A 15,355-nucleotide genomic window follows, 5' to 3' on the forward strand; every position below is an offset into this window, starting at 1 on the left:
GGCACTCCGAATCTCAGGGTCTGGGGCAGAGCTGCGGGCTGAGGGTGAACCGGACGGCCGTCGGCGCACGGCCGTCCGGGGTCGACGGCGGGGTTCGGCCGTCCGGGATCGGCGGCGGGGTCCAGCCGTCCCGGATCGACGGCGGGGTTCGGCCGTCCGGGATCGGCGGCGGGGTTCGGCGGCCGGAGTCCGGCAGTCAGAGCAGGGCGGTCAGAGCTCGGCGGCCGGAGTTAGGCGGTCAGAGCTCGGCGGTCAGGGACAGGTCGATCTCGTCGTCGCTCATCTGCGAGATCAGCTCCAGCAGACGGCGTTCCACCTCGGCGGCGAGCCGCTCCACCGTGGGGTGCTCGAACAGGTCGCGGACCTGGAAGGGGCAGTCGAAGGCGGTCCGGAGCCGGGAGGCGACCGACACCGCGCGCAGGGAGTGGCCGCCCAGCGCGAAGAAGTCGTCGTGGACGCCGACCCGCGGCAGGTCGAGGACCTCGCACCAGATCTGGGCGACGACCGTCTCGGCCGGTGTCCGCGGCGGCACCAGGGTGGGCGCCTCGCGGAGCTCGGGCTCGGGCAGCGCCTTGGTGTCCAGCTTGCCCTGGACGGTCAGCGGCAGGGCGTCGAGCAGGACGAACGCCGAGGGGACGAGGTAGTGGGGCAGGTGGGCCCGGCAGTGGGTGGCCAGGGACTCCTCCAGGAGGCCGTCCCCGGCGACGTAGCCGACCAGCGCGGGCTCGCCGTGCAGGGTGCGGACGACGACGGCCGCGCCGCGCACGCCGGGGTGGGCGCGCAGGACGGCCTCGGCCTCGCCCGGCTCGACCCGGAAGCCCCGGATCTTGACCTGGTCGTCGTTGCGGCCGATGAACTCCAGCTCCCCGGAGGGCAGTCGCCGCACCACGTCGCCGGTGCGGTAGGCCCGGGCACCGGGTCCGCCGTGCGGGTCGGGAACGAACCGCTCGGCCGTCAGGGCGGGCCTGCCGAGGTAGCCGCGCGCCAGCTCCGGGCCGCCGACGAGGAGTTCGCCGGGGACGCCGTGCGGGGCCAGGTCGCCGCGCGTGTCGACGACGTAGGTGCGCCGGCTGCCCAGCGCCCGCCCGATGGGCACCCGGCCGTCCGGCCGGGCCCGCAGCGTGTGCGCGGTGGCGGAGATGACGGCCTCGGTGGGCCCGTAGGTGTTGACGACCGCGACGCCGGGCAGGTGGGCGAACCAGCGCTCGAGCGGGTCGGCGGGCAGCGCCTCCCCTCCGGTCACCAGCAGCCGCAGGGAGCCCAGGCGGGGCGCCAGGGTGTCGAGGCGGGCGACGACCTCGGCCCAGTACGACGGGGTGAGTTCCATGACGGTGATCCGGGCCTCGGCGACCCGCTCGGCCAACTCCTCCGGGGCCCAGATCTCGTCGGGCCGCACGTGCACGCTCGCGCCGGCGCTCAGCGCGGGCAGCGTCTGTTCGAGCGAGGCGTCGAAGGAGGTGGAGGCGAAGGTGAGGACGCGGTCCCGGTCGGTCAGCGCGAACAGCTCGCGGGCGGCGGCGACGTGGGCGTCCAGGGCGTGGTGTGCGACGCCGACGGCCTTGGGGCGGCCGGTGGAGCCCGAGGTGAAGATGACGTAGGCGAGGTCGTCGGGCCGGGGGGTGTGGCGCGGGCCGTCGGTGCGGGGCGGCACGTCGTCGAGGTCGACGCGGCGGGCGTCGAGGCCGTCCACGGTGGCGCGGGTGGCCGCGTCGCACAGGACGTGCCGCACCCCTGCCTCCCGGAGCATGTGCTCCAGCCGCCGGGCCGGCAGGTGGGGGTCGAGCGGGACGTACACGCCGCCCGCCTGCCAGACGGCGAGCATGGCCGCGACGGCTCCGGCACCCCGGCCGACGCACACGCCGACCGGATCCGCCGGGGAGACGCCCGCGGCCACGAGCGCTGCCGCGATCCCCCCGCTGCGGGCGTCGAGCGCGGCGTAGGTGAGGGTGGTGCCCTCGCAGGCGAGGGCCGTGGCCTCCGGTCGTCCCGCCACCGCGAAGGCCGGCGCCGGCGGGGCGTCGTGGCCCGCGGCGGCGAGCAGGTCGCGGCGCTCCTCCGGCGAGAGCAGGGGCGCCTCGTCGACCCGGGTGTCCGGGGAGTCGACGAGGGTCCGCAGGAGGCGTCCCACGTGTTCGGCGAAGCGGACGGCGGTGGCCGGTTCGAACAGGTCGGCCGCGTACTCCACGTTGAGGGCGAACCCGGCGTCCCGGACCACGAAGGTCGCGGTCAGGTCGAACTTGGCCGAACTCCACGGCAGGGCGAGGTCGTCGGCGTCCAGGCCGGGCAGCGCGGAGCCGCCGCCCGCGGAGTCCTGGACGTCGACCATGACCTGGAAGAGCGGGTTGCGGGACAGGTCGCGTTCGGGCCGCAGCCGTTCCACGACCTTCTCGAACGGCACTTCCTGGTGGCCGAAGGCGCCGAGGACGACGTCCCGCACCCGGTCGACGAGGCCGGCCAGGGTCGGCCGTCCGGACAGGTCGGTGCGCAGGACGACCGTGTTGACGAAGAAGCCCACCAGCGGCTCCAGTTCGAGCCGGTCGCGGCCGGCGACGGGGGTGCCGACGCAGATGTCGTCCTGTCCGGTCCAGCGGGCGAGCACGGCCTGCGCCGCCGCGAGCAGCACCATGAAGCGGCTGGCCCCGTGCTCCCGGGCCAGGTCGTCGACCCGGCCGACGAGGTCGTGGGGCAGGTCGATCTCGACGGCGCCTCCCCTGCCGGTGAACGCGGCGGGGCGGGGCCGGTCGGTGGGCAGGTCGAGCACCGGCGCACCGTCGAGTGCGGTCTCCCAGTAGGCGAGCTGGGGCTCCATGGCGCCGCTGTCGGCGCGGTCGCGCTGCCAGACGGCGAAGTCGCCGTACTGCACGGGCAGCGGCGGCAGCGCGGCGCTGCGGCCCCGCAGGCGGGCGTGGTAGTGCCGGGCGAGTTCGTCGAGCAGGACGTTCTTGGACCAGCCGTCGGTCACCGCGTGGTGCAGGCTGATCAGGACGACGTGGTCGTCGTCGGCGAGCTCCCACACGCCCGAGCGCAGCAGGGGCGGCCGGGCGAGGTCGAAGCGGCGGGTGGCGAAGGCCGCGGCGCGCGGGCGCAGTTCGGCCACCCGGTCGTGTCCTTCGGCGGCCTCGGGCGCCCGCTCCCAGTGCAGCGGCACGCCGACCGGCGGGCACACCTCCTGGACGGGGCGTCCCTCGTGCTCGATGAGGGCGGTGCGCAGCACCTCGTGGCGGGCGACCAGATCGTCGAGGGCCTGTTGCCAGGCGGTGCGGTCCAGGCCGCCGCGCACGCGCCAGCAGTACCAGAGGAGATAGGACTCGCCGGTGTCGGAGGTGCGGTCCAGGAACCACAGCCGCTCCTGGGCGAAGGAGAGCGGCAGGGGCCGGTCGCGGTCGACGGGCACCACGTCGGCGGCCCCCGAGACCCGGGCGCCGGCCACGACGGGCGCGAAGCCGCGGACGGTGGGGTGTTCGAAGACGGTGCGCAGCTCGACCTCGCGCCCCAGGCGCTGGGCGATGCGGGAGACGGCCATGGTGGCGAGCAGGGAGTGGCCGCCGAGGTCGAAGAAGCTGTCGTCGAGTCCGACCCGGTCCAGGCCCAGGACGTCGGCCCAGACCTCGGCGACGATCCGCTCGGTCTCGTCGCGCGGCGCGGCGTAGGCGGGCCCGGAGGCGCCGCGGGTGTGCGCGGGGTCGGGCAGCGCGGAGCGGTCGAGCTTGCCGGAGACGCCGACGGGCAGCGCGTCCAGGACGACGAAGTCCGAGGGGACGGCGTGCTGCGGGAGGTGGCGGGCGCACCAGGCGCGCAGCGCGACGCGGTCGGGGGCCGGTTCGCCGTCCTCGGCCGGCACGACGTAGCCGATCAGGCTGCGGCCGGTGGCGCGGTCGGGGCGGGCGGCGGCCTGGGCGACCTGCGGGCAGGCCCGCAGCACCGCCTCCACCTCGCCGAGTTCGATGCGGAAGCCGCGGATCTTGACCTGGTCGTCGCGGCGCCCGAGGAACTCCAGCTCCCCGCTCGCCGTCCAGCGCACGATGTCGCCGGTCCGGTAGAGACGTCCGCCGGGCGGGCCGTACGGGTCGGGCACGAAGCGGTCGGCGGTCAGGGCGGGCATCCCGAGGTAGCCGCGCGCCACCTCGGTCCCGCCGATGAGGAGTTCGCCTCCGACGCCGACCGGCACGGGTTCGCCGTCGCCGTCGACGACGTACACGCGCCGCTCCCCCAGCGGCCGGCCGATGGGCACGGTGTGGGCGGGCGGGTCGTCGGCGTCGTAGGTCGTGGCGGTGACGGTGGTCTCCGTGGGGCCGTAGGCGTTGCAGACGCGGACGTGGGGGACGGCGGCACGCCACGCGGCGAGGGTGTCGGGCGGGACGCTCTCGCCGCCGAGGACCAGCAGCCGCAGGCCGCTCAGCGCGGCGGCGAGCCGGCGGTCGAGGGAGAGGGTCAGCTCCGCCCAGTAGGTGGGCGGCACGTTGACGACGGTCAGGCCGTGCCGCTGGACGATCTCGGGGACCTGGGTGGGCAGCCACGGCTCGTCGGGGCGCATGACGACGCGCGCGCCCGTGGTGAGGGCGGGCAGGACCTGGTCGAGGGAGGCGTCGAAGGAGAACGAGGCGAAGGCCAGGACGCGGTCGGCGGCGGTGATGCCGAGGCGTTCGCGGGCGGCGGCCACGTGGGAGGCGAGGGCGGCGTGCTCGACGCCGACGGCCTTGGGGCGGCCGGTGGAGCCGGAGGTGAAGATGACGTGGGCCAGCTCCCTCGGGTGGGGCCGGTGCCGGGGGCCGTCGGCGTCGGGGACGACGGAGCCGGTGTCGAGGAGGACGGGGGCGAGACCGTCGGCGTCGGCCGCGGTCGCCGCGTCGGTGAGGACGCAGGCGAGGCGGGCCTGGCGTGCCATGTACCGCAGGCGCTCGGCGGGGAGTTCGGGGTCGAGGGGCACGTAGGCGCAGCCGGCCCGCCAGATACCCTCGATCGCGGCGACCGACCACGGCCCCCGGCGCAGCAGCACGCCCACGGTGCCGCCCGGTTCGACTCCCGCGTCCCGCAGGGCGGCGGCCAGTCCCCCGGTCATGGCCTGGAGTTCGGCGTAGGTGACGCTCCGGTCGCCGCAGCTCAGCGCGATCGCCCCGGGGGCGCCGGAGAAGGCGAGGTCGGGCGCCGGTCCGGCGGGGCGGTCGGGGGCGCGGTGCCAGTCGGGGCGGGGCCGGGCGAGGGCTCCCGGACGCGCGGGGAGCGCGCGGAGCAGCTCCCGCACGGGAGTGTCGGGGGCGGCCAGTGCCGCCCGCACCAGGGCGGCGTACGCCTGGGTGAAGGCCCGCATGGTGGCGGCGTCGAAGAGGGCGGTGGCGTACTGGAGGAGGGCGGCGATGCTGCCGTCGGCGCGCAGGGTGAGGTCGAGGAAGACGTCCAACGGCGTCTCGGACAGCGGCGGTTCGACCAGGGCGACGTCCAGGCCGGGCATCCGCACCGGCTGGATCGGCGCGTTGAGAAGGGTGAACGATGCCTGCGCCAGGGGGTGCCGGGACAGGTCACGGGATCCGCCGACGGCGCCGACGACGAGGTCGAAGGGCGCCTCGGCGTGCGCGAGGTCGACGGGGACCCGGCCGCGCACCCGGTCGAGCAGTCCGGCGAAGCTGGGCGCTCCGGCGAGGTCGGTGCGCAGGACGACGGTGTTCACCAGGGGGCCGATGAGGCCGGCGGCGCCGGGCCGGGACCGTTCGGCGAGGGTGCTGCACACGGCGACGTCGTCGTGGCCCGCCCAGTGTCCGAGCAGCAGCTGGTAGGCGGTGAGCAGGAACATGTAGCGGGTGGCGCGGCGGGAGCGGGCGTAGGCGTCGACGGCGGCGACCACGTCGGCCGGCAGGTCGAACCGGACGACGTCACCGGATCCGTCCCAGGTGCGCGGTCGCGGCCGGTCGGTCGGCAGGTCCAGCGGTGCGATCCCGGACAGCCGCTCACGCCAGTGCGCGAGCATCCGCTCCAGCCGCGGCCCGCTCAGGCGCTCCGCCTGGGCTCGCGCGAGGTCGCCGTAGGAGACGGCGGGCGCGGCGACGGCTTCCCCCCGGTACCCGGCGGCGAGCTCCTCCAGCAGGACGCCCCAGGACCAGCCGTCCACGGCGATGTGGTGCACCTCGACGAGCAGCAGGTGCTCGTCGGGGGCGACGCGGGCGAGGACGGCGCGGACCGGGTGCTGCGCGGCGAGGTCGACGGGCCGCCCGAGGAACCGGTCGTACAGCTCCTGCGGACCGGCGACGTCGACCCGCTCCAGCGCGACGCCGGCCGGGGCGTCGACCACCTGCACGGGCTCGCCGTCGACCGCGGTGAACCGCGAGCGCAGCACCTCGTGCCGGTCCACGACCGCCGCCAGCGAGGCGTGCAGCCGCTCCACGTCCAGGGCCCCGCTCAGCCTCAGCACCAGCGGGAGCATCGACCCGCTGGAGGAACCGGCGAGCTGGTCCATGAACCACAGTCGGCGCTGGGCGAAGGATGCGGTGCGGGTCTCGACGCCGTCCAGGGCCCTCTCGGGGGCCGGTCCTGCTGTCACTGTGAGCCTCCAAGCCGTGTTTTCCAGCAGACTGCCGTCGGCGGGGCGGGGCCCATAGGGAAGAAGAAGCAGCACGAGACGCAGACCGGATTGCCGGAGCGGGGACGGCGTTCTTCCTCTGGCCGGCCGTCAACACCCACCCGGACGGCGACCTGGACGAGGCCGCGTACGGCGGAATCGAGCTGGGCGGCGCCCTCACCCTGGTCTCGGCGAGCGCGATGGGGGGTGTGGCCGGCTCCGTCGGTGCGCAGGGTGATGCGGTGGCCGTGGGCGCTGCCGGCAGCGGCGGCGGTGGTCCGGTGGGTGACCAGCGGGGCGTAACCGTCGCCCCGCTGCATCAGTCACTCGGCCCGGCCTCACCGTGCCCGACCTGATCCGGCTCGCGGTACGCACTGTCCGGGCGGAACCGTGACAGTCGCCTCCGACCAGGGCTTCCGCACGAGCTCCTCCCTCTATGCGCCATGCGTATACATGACATGTATACACAGCGTGTAGAGTCCTCGGCATGTCCATCGGTCACACACTCCTGGGGCTCCTTGAGTCCGGGCCGCGCCACGGTTACGACCTCAAGCGCGCCTTCGACGAGAAGTTCGGTCACGACCGGCCGCTGCACTACGGCCAGGTCTATTCGACGATGTCCCGCCTGCTCAAGAACGGCCTCGTCGTCGTCGACGGCGTCGAGGCCGGCAGCGGTCCCGAGCGGAAGCGGTACGCGATCACCGACGCCGGGGTCACCGACGTGCGGCGGTGGCTCGCCACGCCGGAGAAGCCCGAGCCGTACCTCCAGTCGACGCTGTACACGAAGGTCGTCCTCGCGCTGCTCACCCGTCGCGACGCCGCCGACGTCCTCGACACCCAGCGTTCGGAACACCTGCGCAGCATGCGCGTCCTCACCGAGCGCAAGCGCAAGGGCGACCTCGCCGACCAGCTGATCTGCGACCACGCGCTGTTCCACCTGGAGGCCGACCTGCGCTGGCTGGAGCTCACCGCGGCGCGTCTCGACAAGCTCCGTGAGGCGGTGGCCCGATGAATCCTCCCGCGGGTTCGCTGCTCTCGGCCGAGGGGCTCCGCAAGGCCTACGGTCCGACCCTCGCCCTGGACGGCGCGGAGTTCTCGATCCACCCGGGCGAGGTCGTCGCCGTGATGGGACCTTCCGGGTCGGGCAAGTCGACGCTGCTGCACTGCCTCGCCGGGATCGTCACACCCGACTCGGGGACGATCATGTACGGCGGACGGGAGCTGTCCGCCATGAGCGACGCCGAACGCAGTGCGCTCCGGCGCTCCGAGTTCGGCTTCGTGTTCCAGTTCGGGCAGCTGGTGCCGGAGCTGACGTGCGTCGAGAACGTCGCCCTGCCGCTGCGGCTGAACGGCCGGCCTCGCAAGGAGGCCGAGCGTGCCGCGCTGACCTGGATGGAGCGTCTGGAGGTCGACGACCTGAGGAAGAAGCGGCCCGGTGAGGTCTCCGGCGGCCAGGGGCAGCGGGTCGCGGTGGCACGGTCGCTGGTCACGAACCCGCGCGTGCTCTTCGCCGACGAGCCGACCGGCGCCCTGGACTCCCTCAACGGTGAGCGCGTGATGGAACTGCTCACGGACGCCGCCCGCTCCACCGACGCCGCCGTCGTGCTGGTCACCCACGAGGCACGGGTGGCCGCCTGGTCCGACCGCGAGATCGTGGTGCGGGACGGCAGGTCCAGGGACATGGAGCGCGCCGTATGAGCCGGAGCCTGTCCACGGGAGAACCGCCGCGGACCCGACCGACGGGTCCGGCACCGGCACCGGCACCGGCACCGGACGGACGGAGCAGGACGCGGCGCGCGGCCGCGGACCTGGCCATGGGCGTCCGCTTCGCCTTCACCGGCGGGCGCGAGGGGTGGACGCGGACGGTGCTGACGGCGGTCGGCGTCGGGCTCGGCGTGGCGCTGCTCCTGCTGACGACGGCGTTGCCCAACGCGCTCGCGGTCCGCCAGGAGAGGGAGGCCGCCCGCACCGACATCACCTACGTCGACAAGCGCCTGCCGAAGGCCGACGACACCCTCGTGGTCGCCAACGTCGGTTCGGACTTCCGCGACGACACCGTCCGGGGCCGGGCCCTGGAACCCGAAGGGCCGCGGGCACCGCTGCCTCCGGGGGTGGCGCGGTTCCCGGCGAAGGGAGAGATGGTGGTCTCCCCCGCGCTGAAGGAGCTGCTGGAGTCGGACTCCGGCACGCTGCTGCGCGAGCGGCTGCCGGACCGGATCGTCGGCACCATCGGGGAGAGCGGGCTGATCGGCTCGGCAGAACTCGCCTTCTACCAGGGCGCCGAAGGGCTCGCGCCGCACATCGACGGCGGCCGGATCGTCCGCATCGACGGATACGGCGACCCGAATCCGGCCTCCGAGCGGTCCGACCCGGTGCTGCTCCTGCTGATCCTGGTCGTCTTCGTGGTGCTGCTGATGCCGGTCGTGGTCTTCATCGCGGCGGCGGTGCGGTTCGGCGGGGAGCGGCGGGACCGGCGGCTGGCGGCACTGCGGCTGGTGGGCTCCGACAGCGGCATGACCCGGCGGATCGCCGCCGGTGAGGCGCTGGCGGGCGCGATGCTGGGGCTGGTCTTCGGCGCCGGGTTCTTCATGGCCGGGCGCCGCCTCGCGGGTACCGCCGAGGTGTTCCACGTCAGCGTGTTCCCGAGCTACCTCAACCCCTCGCCGCTGCTCGCCCTGCTGGTCGCGGTGGCCGTGCCGGCGTCAGCGGTGCTGGTGACGCTGTTGGCGCTGCGCGGGGTCGCCATCGAGCCGCTCGGTGTGGTGCGCGCGGGCCGGCCGCCCCGGCGGCGGCTGTGGTGGCGGCTGCTGCTGCCGCTCGCGGGGCTGGCCATGCTCTACCCGATGATCGGCGACGGACGGGACAACGGGGACTTCAACCAGTACCTGGTGACCGGTGGTGTGGTGTTGCTCCTGGTCGGCGTGACCGCGCTGCTGCCGTGGATCGTGGAGACGGTCGTCGCCCGGCTCGGTGCCGGCGGCGTCGCCTGGCAGCTGGCCGTGCGGCGGCTGCAGATGAGCAGCGGTACGGCGGCCCGCACGGTCAACGGCATCGCGGTGGCCGTCGCCGGGGCGATCGCGCTGCAGATGCTGTTCGCGGGCGCCGAGGGCGACTACACGAGGTCGACCGGGCAGGACGTGACGTGGGCGCAGATGGAGGTGTCCCTGCCGAACGCCGTGCCGGTGGCCCCGGTGGCCGAGGAGTTGCGGGACACCAGGGGCGTGAGCGAGGTGTACGACTACTCCGAGGGCCACCTCGGTGACCGCGCCCGCGACCCGGAGGTCAGCACGACCGTGACGGTGGGCGGCTGTACCGCGCTGCGGGAGATCGCCGATCTGCCCTCGTGCGTCGACGGGGACGTGTTCGCCGTCCACGGCGCCGAGTGGGACACGGGGGTGGACGTGGCGGAGCTGGCCGCGCCGGGACGGACGCTGTACCTCGACCCGTCGTACGAGGGCAGCCCGAGGAGTGCGGAGATCCCCTGGACGGTGCCGCGGGGCCTGAAGGCGGCGAAGCCGCGTCAGGGTCTGCTGGCCGGGACCGACCGGGGCGGCATCCTGATCACGCCGAGGGCCGCGCCGGACACGCTGACGCCGGCCCTTGAGGGGCACGCCTACCTCAGGCTGGACGAGTCGGTACCGGACGTCCACGACCGGGTGCGGAACACCGCGGCGGCCGTCGAGCCGCTGGCGACCACCGCGACGTGGGCGGAGACGGAACGCTCCGGCCGGTTCGACGCCATTCGCACCGGCCTGTTCGTCGGGGCGGCGTGCGTGCTGGCGTTGATCGGCGCGAGCCTGCTGGTCTCGCAGCTGGAGCAGCTGCGGGAGCGGAAGAAGCTGCTGTCGGCCCTGGTGGCGTTCGGCACCCGGCGCCGCACGCTGGGCCTGTCGGTGCTGTGGCAGACCGCGATCCCCGTCGCCCTGGGCCTGCTGCTGGCCTCGGCCGTGGGCCTGACGCTGGGCACGGTGCTCCTGAAGATGACGGCCACCGCGGTCCGCGTCGACTGGACCGGTGTCCTCGCCATGACCGGCATCGGCGCCGCGGTCGTCCTGACGGTGACCCTCCTCAGCCTGCCCCCGCTGCTGCGGCTGATGCGGCCGGAGGGGCTGCGCACGGAGTAGCCCTGAGCAGGGGCCCCTCGGGGCGGGGCGGGGCCCCTGCTCCGGCATGCGCTGTCGTCCACGCCTGAGGTGCGGCAGATCGGCAGCGGGTGGGCCCATCGTGACGGCCGCCCGGGCCGGCGGTCTCGCCCACCGCGCGGCGTCGGCGCTGCCGCGGTCCCGACCCGGCGCCCGCCGTGCGCACCGGCCGCGCACGAGCGTCCCCGCGCGAACACCGGCCGCGGACGAGCGTCCCGCGCGAGCCGGTGCCGTCACGCGTGCGGCAGCACCCTCACCGCCCGCCGCTCGCCAGGCCGATCACGTGCCCGGTCGCCGGCTCCACGGTCGCGGGCCTTCCCGGACCGAGGAGCGATCCGGGTGTGCAGCGGGACGCGGATGGGCAGTGACTGCGTGTTCATGATCGACGAGGGAGAAACGTTGAGTGTCTGTGTGATCGGCGCGGGGCTGTCGGGGCTCGCTGTGGCGCATGCCCTGAAGGCCCGGGGAGTCGGGTTCGTGTGCGTGGAGAAGGCGCCCGACGTCGGCGGGATCTGGCGTCAGCCCCAGGCCGGTGAGCGCGGGCCGGGGTATCTGGCGCTCCACCTCAACAGCACCAGACGGCTGACCGAGTTCAGCGGCTTCCCGATGCCGGCGTCCTACCCTCTGTACCCACGCCACAGCGACATGGCCGCCTACCTGAGGTCCTTCGCGGAGTGGGCCGGGGTGCTGGACGACGTGGAGCTGCGGACCGAGGTGGTCTCCGTGGAGCAGGACCCCGATCTCGGCTGGACGGTGGTGAGCCGTGACGCGGACGGCGTCCTGGTCACCCGGAGGTTCGACCATGTGATCGTCGCCTCCGGGCACCACTCGCAGCCGGTGCTGCCGGATCCGCTGCCGCCGGGGGCGGAGGACTTCCGGGGGAGGATCCTCCACTCGATGGACTACCGCACGGGTGCCGAGTTCGCCGGCCGGAACGTCGTGGTGGTGGGGCTGGGCGCGTCGGCGGTGGACATCGCGGCGGACCTCTCCCGGCACGCGTCGCGGACCCTGCTCTCGGTGCGCAGGGGACTGCACGTGATCCCCAAGCAGCTCTTCGGGCTGCCGGTGGACGAGATCGCCGACGCGCCGTGGTTCTCGGCGATGCCCTTCGCCGAACAGCGGCAGTTCGTGGAGACGGCGTTGCGGGTGGCGCGAGGGCGGATGTCGGACTACGGGCTCCCCGAACCCGATCATCCGGTCTTCTCCTCGGCGGTGACGATCTCGGACGAGATACTCAGCCGGATCCGGCACGGGATGGTCGTCCCCCGGCCGGCGATCGCGTCCTTCGACGGAGACCGGGTGGTGTTCGCCGACGGCACCGCGGAGGAGGCGGACGCGGTGGTCTACTGCACCGGGTACCGGATGCGCTTCCCGTTCCTGCCCGAGGGGTGCCCCCGAGGCCCGCGGGGAGCGGTCGAGCTCTACCGGCGGGTGGTCTCGCCGGACCGGCCCGGCCTCCACTTCGTCGGGCTGATCCGGCCGGTGGGCTCCATCACCCGCCTGGTGGAGGCCCAGTCCCGCTGGCTGGCGGAGGTGGTGTCGGGGAATGCCGCGCTGCCGTCGGAGGAGGGCATGCGGGAGGAGATCGCCGCCTACCTGACCGGCATCGACGGACGTTACGGACTGTCGGAGGGGTCCTCGGTACAGGTGGACGTCGGCTCCTACCTCCGCGACCTGAACGGCCTCCTCCCCTCGTCGGAGGCAGGGGAACACCTTCCGGCCACCCGCTGACCGCCGGCACGGCTCCGTGGTGGGGAGCCGTAGAGGTGGGAGCAGCCGCGACGTTCCTGCCGACAGGCCCCCACCCCGGATGCGATCACGTCACGTACGCAACTGATCCGTCACGTAAAGATTTTGACGGATTGTTCGCAGAACCGTGCTGTTAAGATCACCGCGTTTGCGGGGCAGATGCAGGCACGCGACACGGCTTCTCCGACCCCAGGCACGGCTCCTCACCCGGCCGGTCCACCGCCATGCCCTCACGCGGGCCAGGGCGGTTCCGGTCCGCGTCCACAGGACTCCGCAGGCAGGTCATCAGCCCCCCTCCCCCGAAGAAAGTCCTATGACGGAATCCATACAGAGCCTCTGGTTCTGGGCCTTTCTCGTCGTGCTCGCCCTCGCCCTGGCCACGGTCGCCGTGATCCGCGGGCAGCGCGCTCGTCTGGCGGTGCTGCACGAGGAGACGCGCAGGCTCGAGCACCGGAACGCAGAGCTCGAGGACGACCACGCGAAGTCGCTGCAGGAAGCCCGCGAGCAGGCCGAGGAGGACACCAGGACCGTCCTGAAGTCCGCCATGCGCACCCTGCAGGGCCTGGCCGCGGAGCAGCAGCTGGTGCTGTCCCGGCTGCAGGCCAAGCACGGGGACTCGCCGATCTTCGAGGACCTCCTCGAGGTCGACCACACCAACGCCCAGTTCGGCCGACGCGCCCTGTCCATCGCGGTCCTGTGCGACGGCTGGCTGGGCGGCCGGCGCGATCCTGCCTCGGTGTACGACGTGGTGCGCAGCGCGCAGGGACGGATCCGGCACTTCCGCCGGGTGGAGATCCTTTCCCAGGTCGACTACCGCGTGGTCGGCCGTGCGGTCGAGCCGGTCGCCCTGGCCCTGTCCGAGCTGCTCGCCAACGCGACCAGCTACTCCAGTCCGGACACCGTCGTCGAGATCAACATCAGGACCGTTCCGAAGGGCGTCTGCATCGTCGTCGACGACGCCGGTGTCGGCATGAGCGACGAGGAACGCGCCCGTGCCGAGAAGCTGCTGGCCACGGAGCGGGCCACCGGTGTGGCCGGGCTCGGCAATCCGCCCCAGTTCGGCTTCGCCGTGATCGGAGTGCTGGCCGAGAAGTTCGGCTTCGAGGTGGCGGTCGACTCGTCCTCCCCCTACGGAGGCGTCCGCGCGGTGATCCTGCTGCCGCACGACCTGCTCACCAGCATGCCGGAGAGGAAGACGCCGGCCCGGCCGGTCTCCCCTGCGGCGGCCGAGCCCGTCCCGGCGGCCGAGCCCGTCCCCGCGGCCGGCCCCAGGACGGCGTCCACGTCCGTCCCGGCCGCGGAGCTGGGCGCGTCGGCGCCCGCGGCCGATCCCGTCGTCGTGGGTGCGCACGGCCTGCCCCAGCGACGCCGGAAGCGGCCGATGACGATCGTCCGGGACGACGGCGGCACCACACCACGGGCACCGGAGCGCACGGACACCGAGAAGGCGGCGATCATGGGCGCCTTCCAGCGCGGAACCCGGTCCGGCCGAGCGACCCAGCCCTCCCCGGAGGGGAACACGAGCGGCACACGCACGACGAGCAGTGAAGGGCACGAGGAATCGTGAACGACAACTTGTCATGGATGCTGGACAGCGCCCTGGAGATCCCCGGGGCCCTGCACGCCGTCCTGATCTCCGCCGACGGCCTGCTGATGGCCCGGACGAACGAGTTCCAGCGGGACGACGCGGACCGGGTGGCCGCCGCCATGAGCGGCATGCAGTCCCTGAGCCGTTCCCTGGGCTTCTTCTGCGACGAACCGGACCAGCTGTGGCGGCAGACGGTGGTGGAGTTCAGCGGCGGATGGGTGTTCCTGATCTCCGCCGGTGAGGGCGCGTATCTGGGTGTCTCGGCGCTGCCGGACGTCGACATGCAGGACATCACCTTCCGCATGCAGCAACTGGTCGGCCGGCTCGGCAAGGAACTGACCTCGCCGGCCCGCCAGGACGTCGGCGGCAGCTCGTGACCGGCCACGACCGGCAGGAGCCGGACACCCCGGAACTGGTGCGGTCCTACGTCATCACCAAGGGGCGGGCCTTACCGCAGGAGGGCCGTTTCGCGCTGGTCACCTTGGTCACGGCGGCCCCCGACCAGGGGCAGCAGGCGGCACGCCTGTCCCCCGAGGAGCGCGCCCTCCTCGAGATCTGCTCGGCCGGCTACCTGTCCGTCGCGGAACTCGCCGGCCACACCCGGCTCCCGCTGGGCGTGGTGCGCATCCTGCTGGCCTCCCTCAAGGAAGGCGGCCACGTGATCATCCGTCCGCCGGTGCGGCAGGCCGAAGCCGCCGACAGGCAACTCATCGAGGAGGTGCTCAGTGGCCTTCGCGCCAAGTTTGGATGACGCGGCGTACATCCGGGACGGGGCGACCCGGACCCCGGTCAAGATCCTGGTCGTCGGTCACTTCGCGGTCGGCAAGACCACGTTCATCGGCACCATCTCGGAGATCGAGCCGCTGTCCACCGAAGAGACGATGACCCAGGTCTCCGCCTCGATCGACGACCTCAAGGGCGTCCGGGGCAAATCCACCACCACGGTGGCCATGGACTTCGGCCGCCTCACCCTCAGCGACCGGGTGGTGCTGTACCTGTTCGGCACGCCTGGGCAGCAGCGCTTCGTGCAACTGTGGGAGGACATGGCCCGGGGCGCGTTGGGCGCCCTGGTCCTGGTCGACCCGGAGCGGCTGGCGGACTCCTTCCCGGTGATCGACCTGATCGAGCACTACGGCCTCGACTACGCCATCGCCGTCAACCGCTTCGACGGCACGCCGGGACACGAGGTGGCGGCCCTGAGGCAAGCCCTGGACCTGCTGGACGACACCCCGGTCGTCACCTGCGACGCACGCGACGAGAAGTCGTCGGCCGATGCGTTGATCACCCTCGTCCAGCACCTGCTGGACCGCAAGATCAGGAACTGAT

The 15,355-nt window shown here is 73.6% G+C and carries 9 protein-coding genes; 8 read left to right on the forward strand and 1 reads right to left on the reverse strand.

Features of this window, described 5'->3' with window-relative positions; all coding sequences use genetic code 11:
- Window positions 1–238: 238 nt before the first annotated feature.
- Window positions 239–6,532 carry an amino acid adenylation domain-containing protein gene (locus ACWD3O_RS15870; protein ID WP_451416248.1) on the reverse strand — a complete coding sequence of 2,098 codons (6,294 nt, stop codon included), beginning with the start codon at window positions 6,530–6,532 and terminating at the stop codon, window positions 239–241.
- A gap of 505 nt (window positions 6,533–7,037) precedes the next feature.
- On the opposite strand from ACWD3O_RS15870, the gene ACWD3O_RS15875 reads away from it, so the two are divergent.
- The 8 genes from ACWD3O_RS15875 (at window position 7,038) to ACWD3O_RS15910 (ending at window position 15,354) form a co-directional block, all read left to right on the forward strand.
- A complete protein-coding gene (locus ACWD3O_RS15875; protein ID WP_451416249.1) occupies window positions 7,038–7,562 on the forward strand; it encodes a PadR family transcriptional regulator in 525 nt (174 codons plus the stop codon).
- Window positions 7,559–8,248: an ABC transporter ATP-binding protein gene (locus ACWD3O_RS15880; RefSeq protein WP_451416250.1), complete on the forward strand. Its 690-nt coding sequence runs from the start codon at window positions 7,559–7,561 to the stop codon at window positions 8,246–8,248. The genes ACWD3O_RS15875 and ACWD3O_RS15880 overlap by 4 nt, the downstream gene beginning before the upstream one ends.
- A gap of 116 nt (window positions 8,249–8,364) precedes the next feature.
- Window positions 8,365–10,674: an ABC transporter permease gene (locus ACWD3O_RS15885; RefSeq protein WP_451416251.1), complete on the forward strand. Its 2,310-nt coding sequence runs from the start codon at window positions 8,365–8,367 to the stop codon at window positions 10,672–10,674.
- A 417-nt stretch (window positions 10,675–11,091) separates the two neighbouring features.
- Window positions 11,092–12,423 carry a flavin-containing monooxygenase gene (locus tag ACWD3O_RS15890; RefSeq protein WP_451409047.1) on the forward strand — a complete coding sequence of 444 codons (1,332 nt, stop codon included), beginning with the start codon at window positions 11,092–11,094 and terminating at the stop codon, window positions 12,421–12,423.
- A gap of 331 nt (window positions 12,424–12,754) precedes the next feature.
- On the forward strand, window positions 12,755–14,008 hold the full coding sequence (locus ACWD3O_RS15895) for an ATP-binding protein (RefSeq protein ID WP_451416252.1): 1,254 nt from the start codon (window positions 12,755–12,757) through the stop codon (window positions 14,006–14,008).
- A complete protein-coding gene (locus tag ACWD3O_RS15900) occupies window positions 14,005–14,406 on the forward strand; it encodes a roadblock/LC7 domain-containing protein (protein WP_356136107.1) in 402 nt (133 codons plus the stop codon). The genes ACWD3O_RS15895 and ACWD3O_RS15900 overlap by 4 nt, the downstream gene beginning before the upstream one ends.
- Entirely contained in the window at window positions 14,403–14,780 is a 378-nt protein-coding gene (locus tag ACWD3O_RS15905; RefSeq protein ID WP_451416253.1) for a DUF742 domain-containing protein, read from the forward strand. Before ACWD3O_RS15900 ends, ACWD3O_RS15905 begins: the two co-directional genes overlap by 4 nt.
- Window positions 14,755–15,354: a GTP-binding protein gene (locus ACWD3O_RS15910; RefSeq protein ID WP_451416254.1), complete on the forward strand. Its 600-nt coding sequence runs from the start codon at window positions 14,755–14,757 to the stop codon at window positions 15,352–15,354. Before ACWD3O_RS15905 ends, ACWD3O_RS15910 begins: the two co-directional genes overlap by 26 nt.
- Window position 15,355 lies beyond the last annotated feature (1 nt).

Source organism: Streptomyces sp. NPDC002640 (assembly GCF_053592575.1).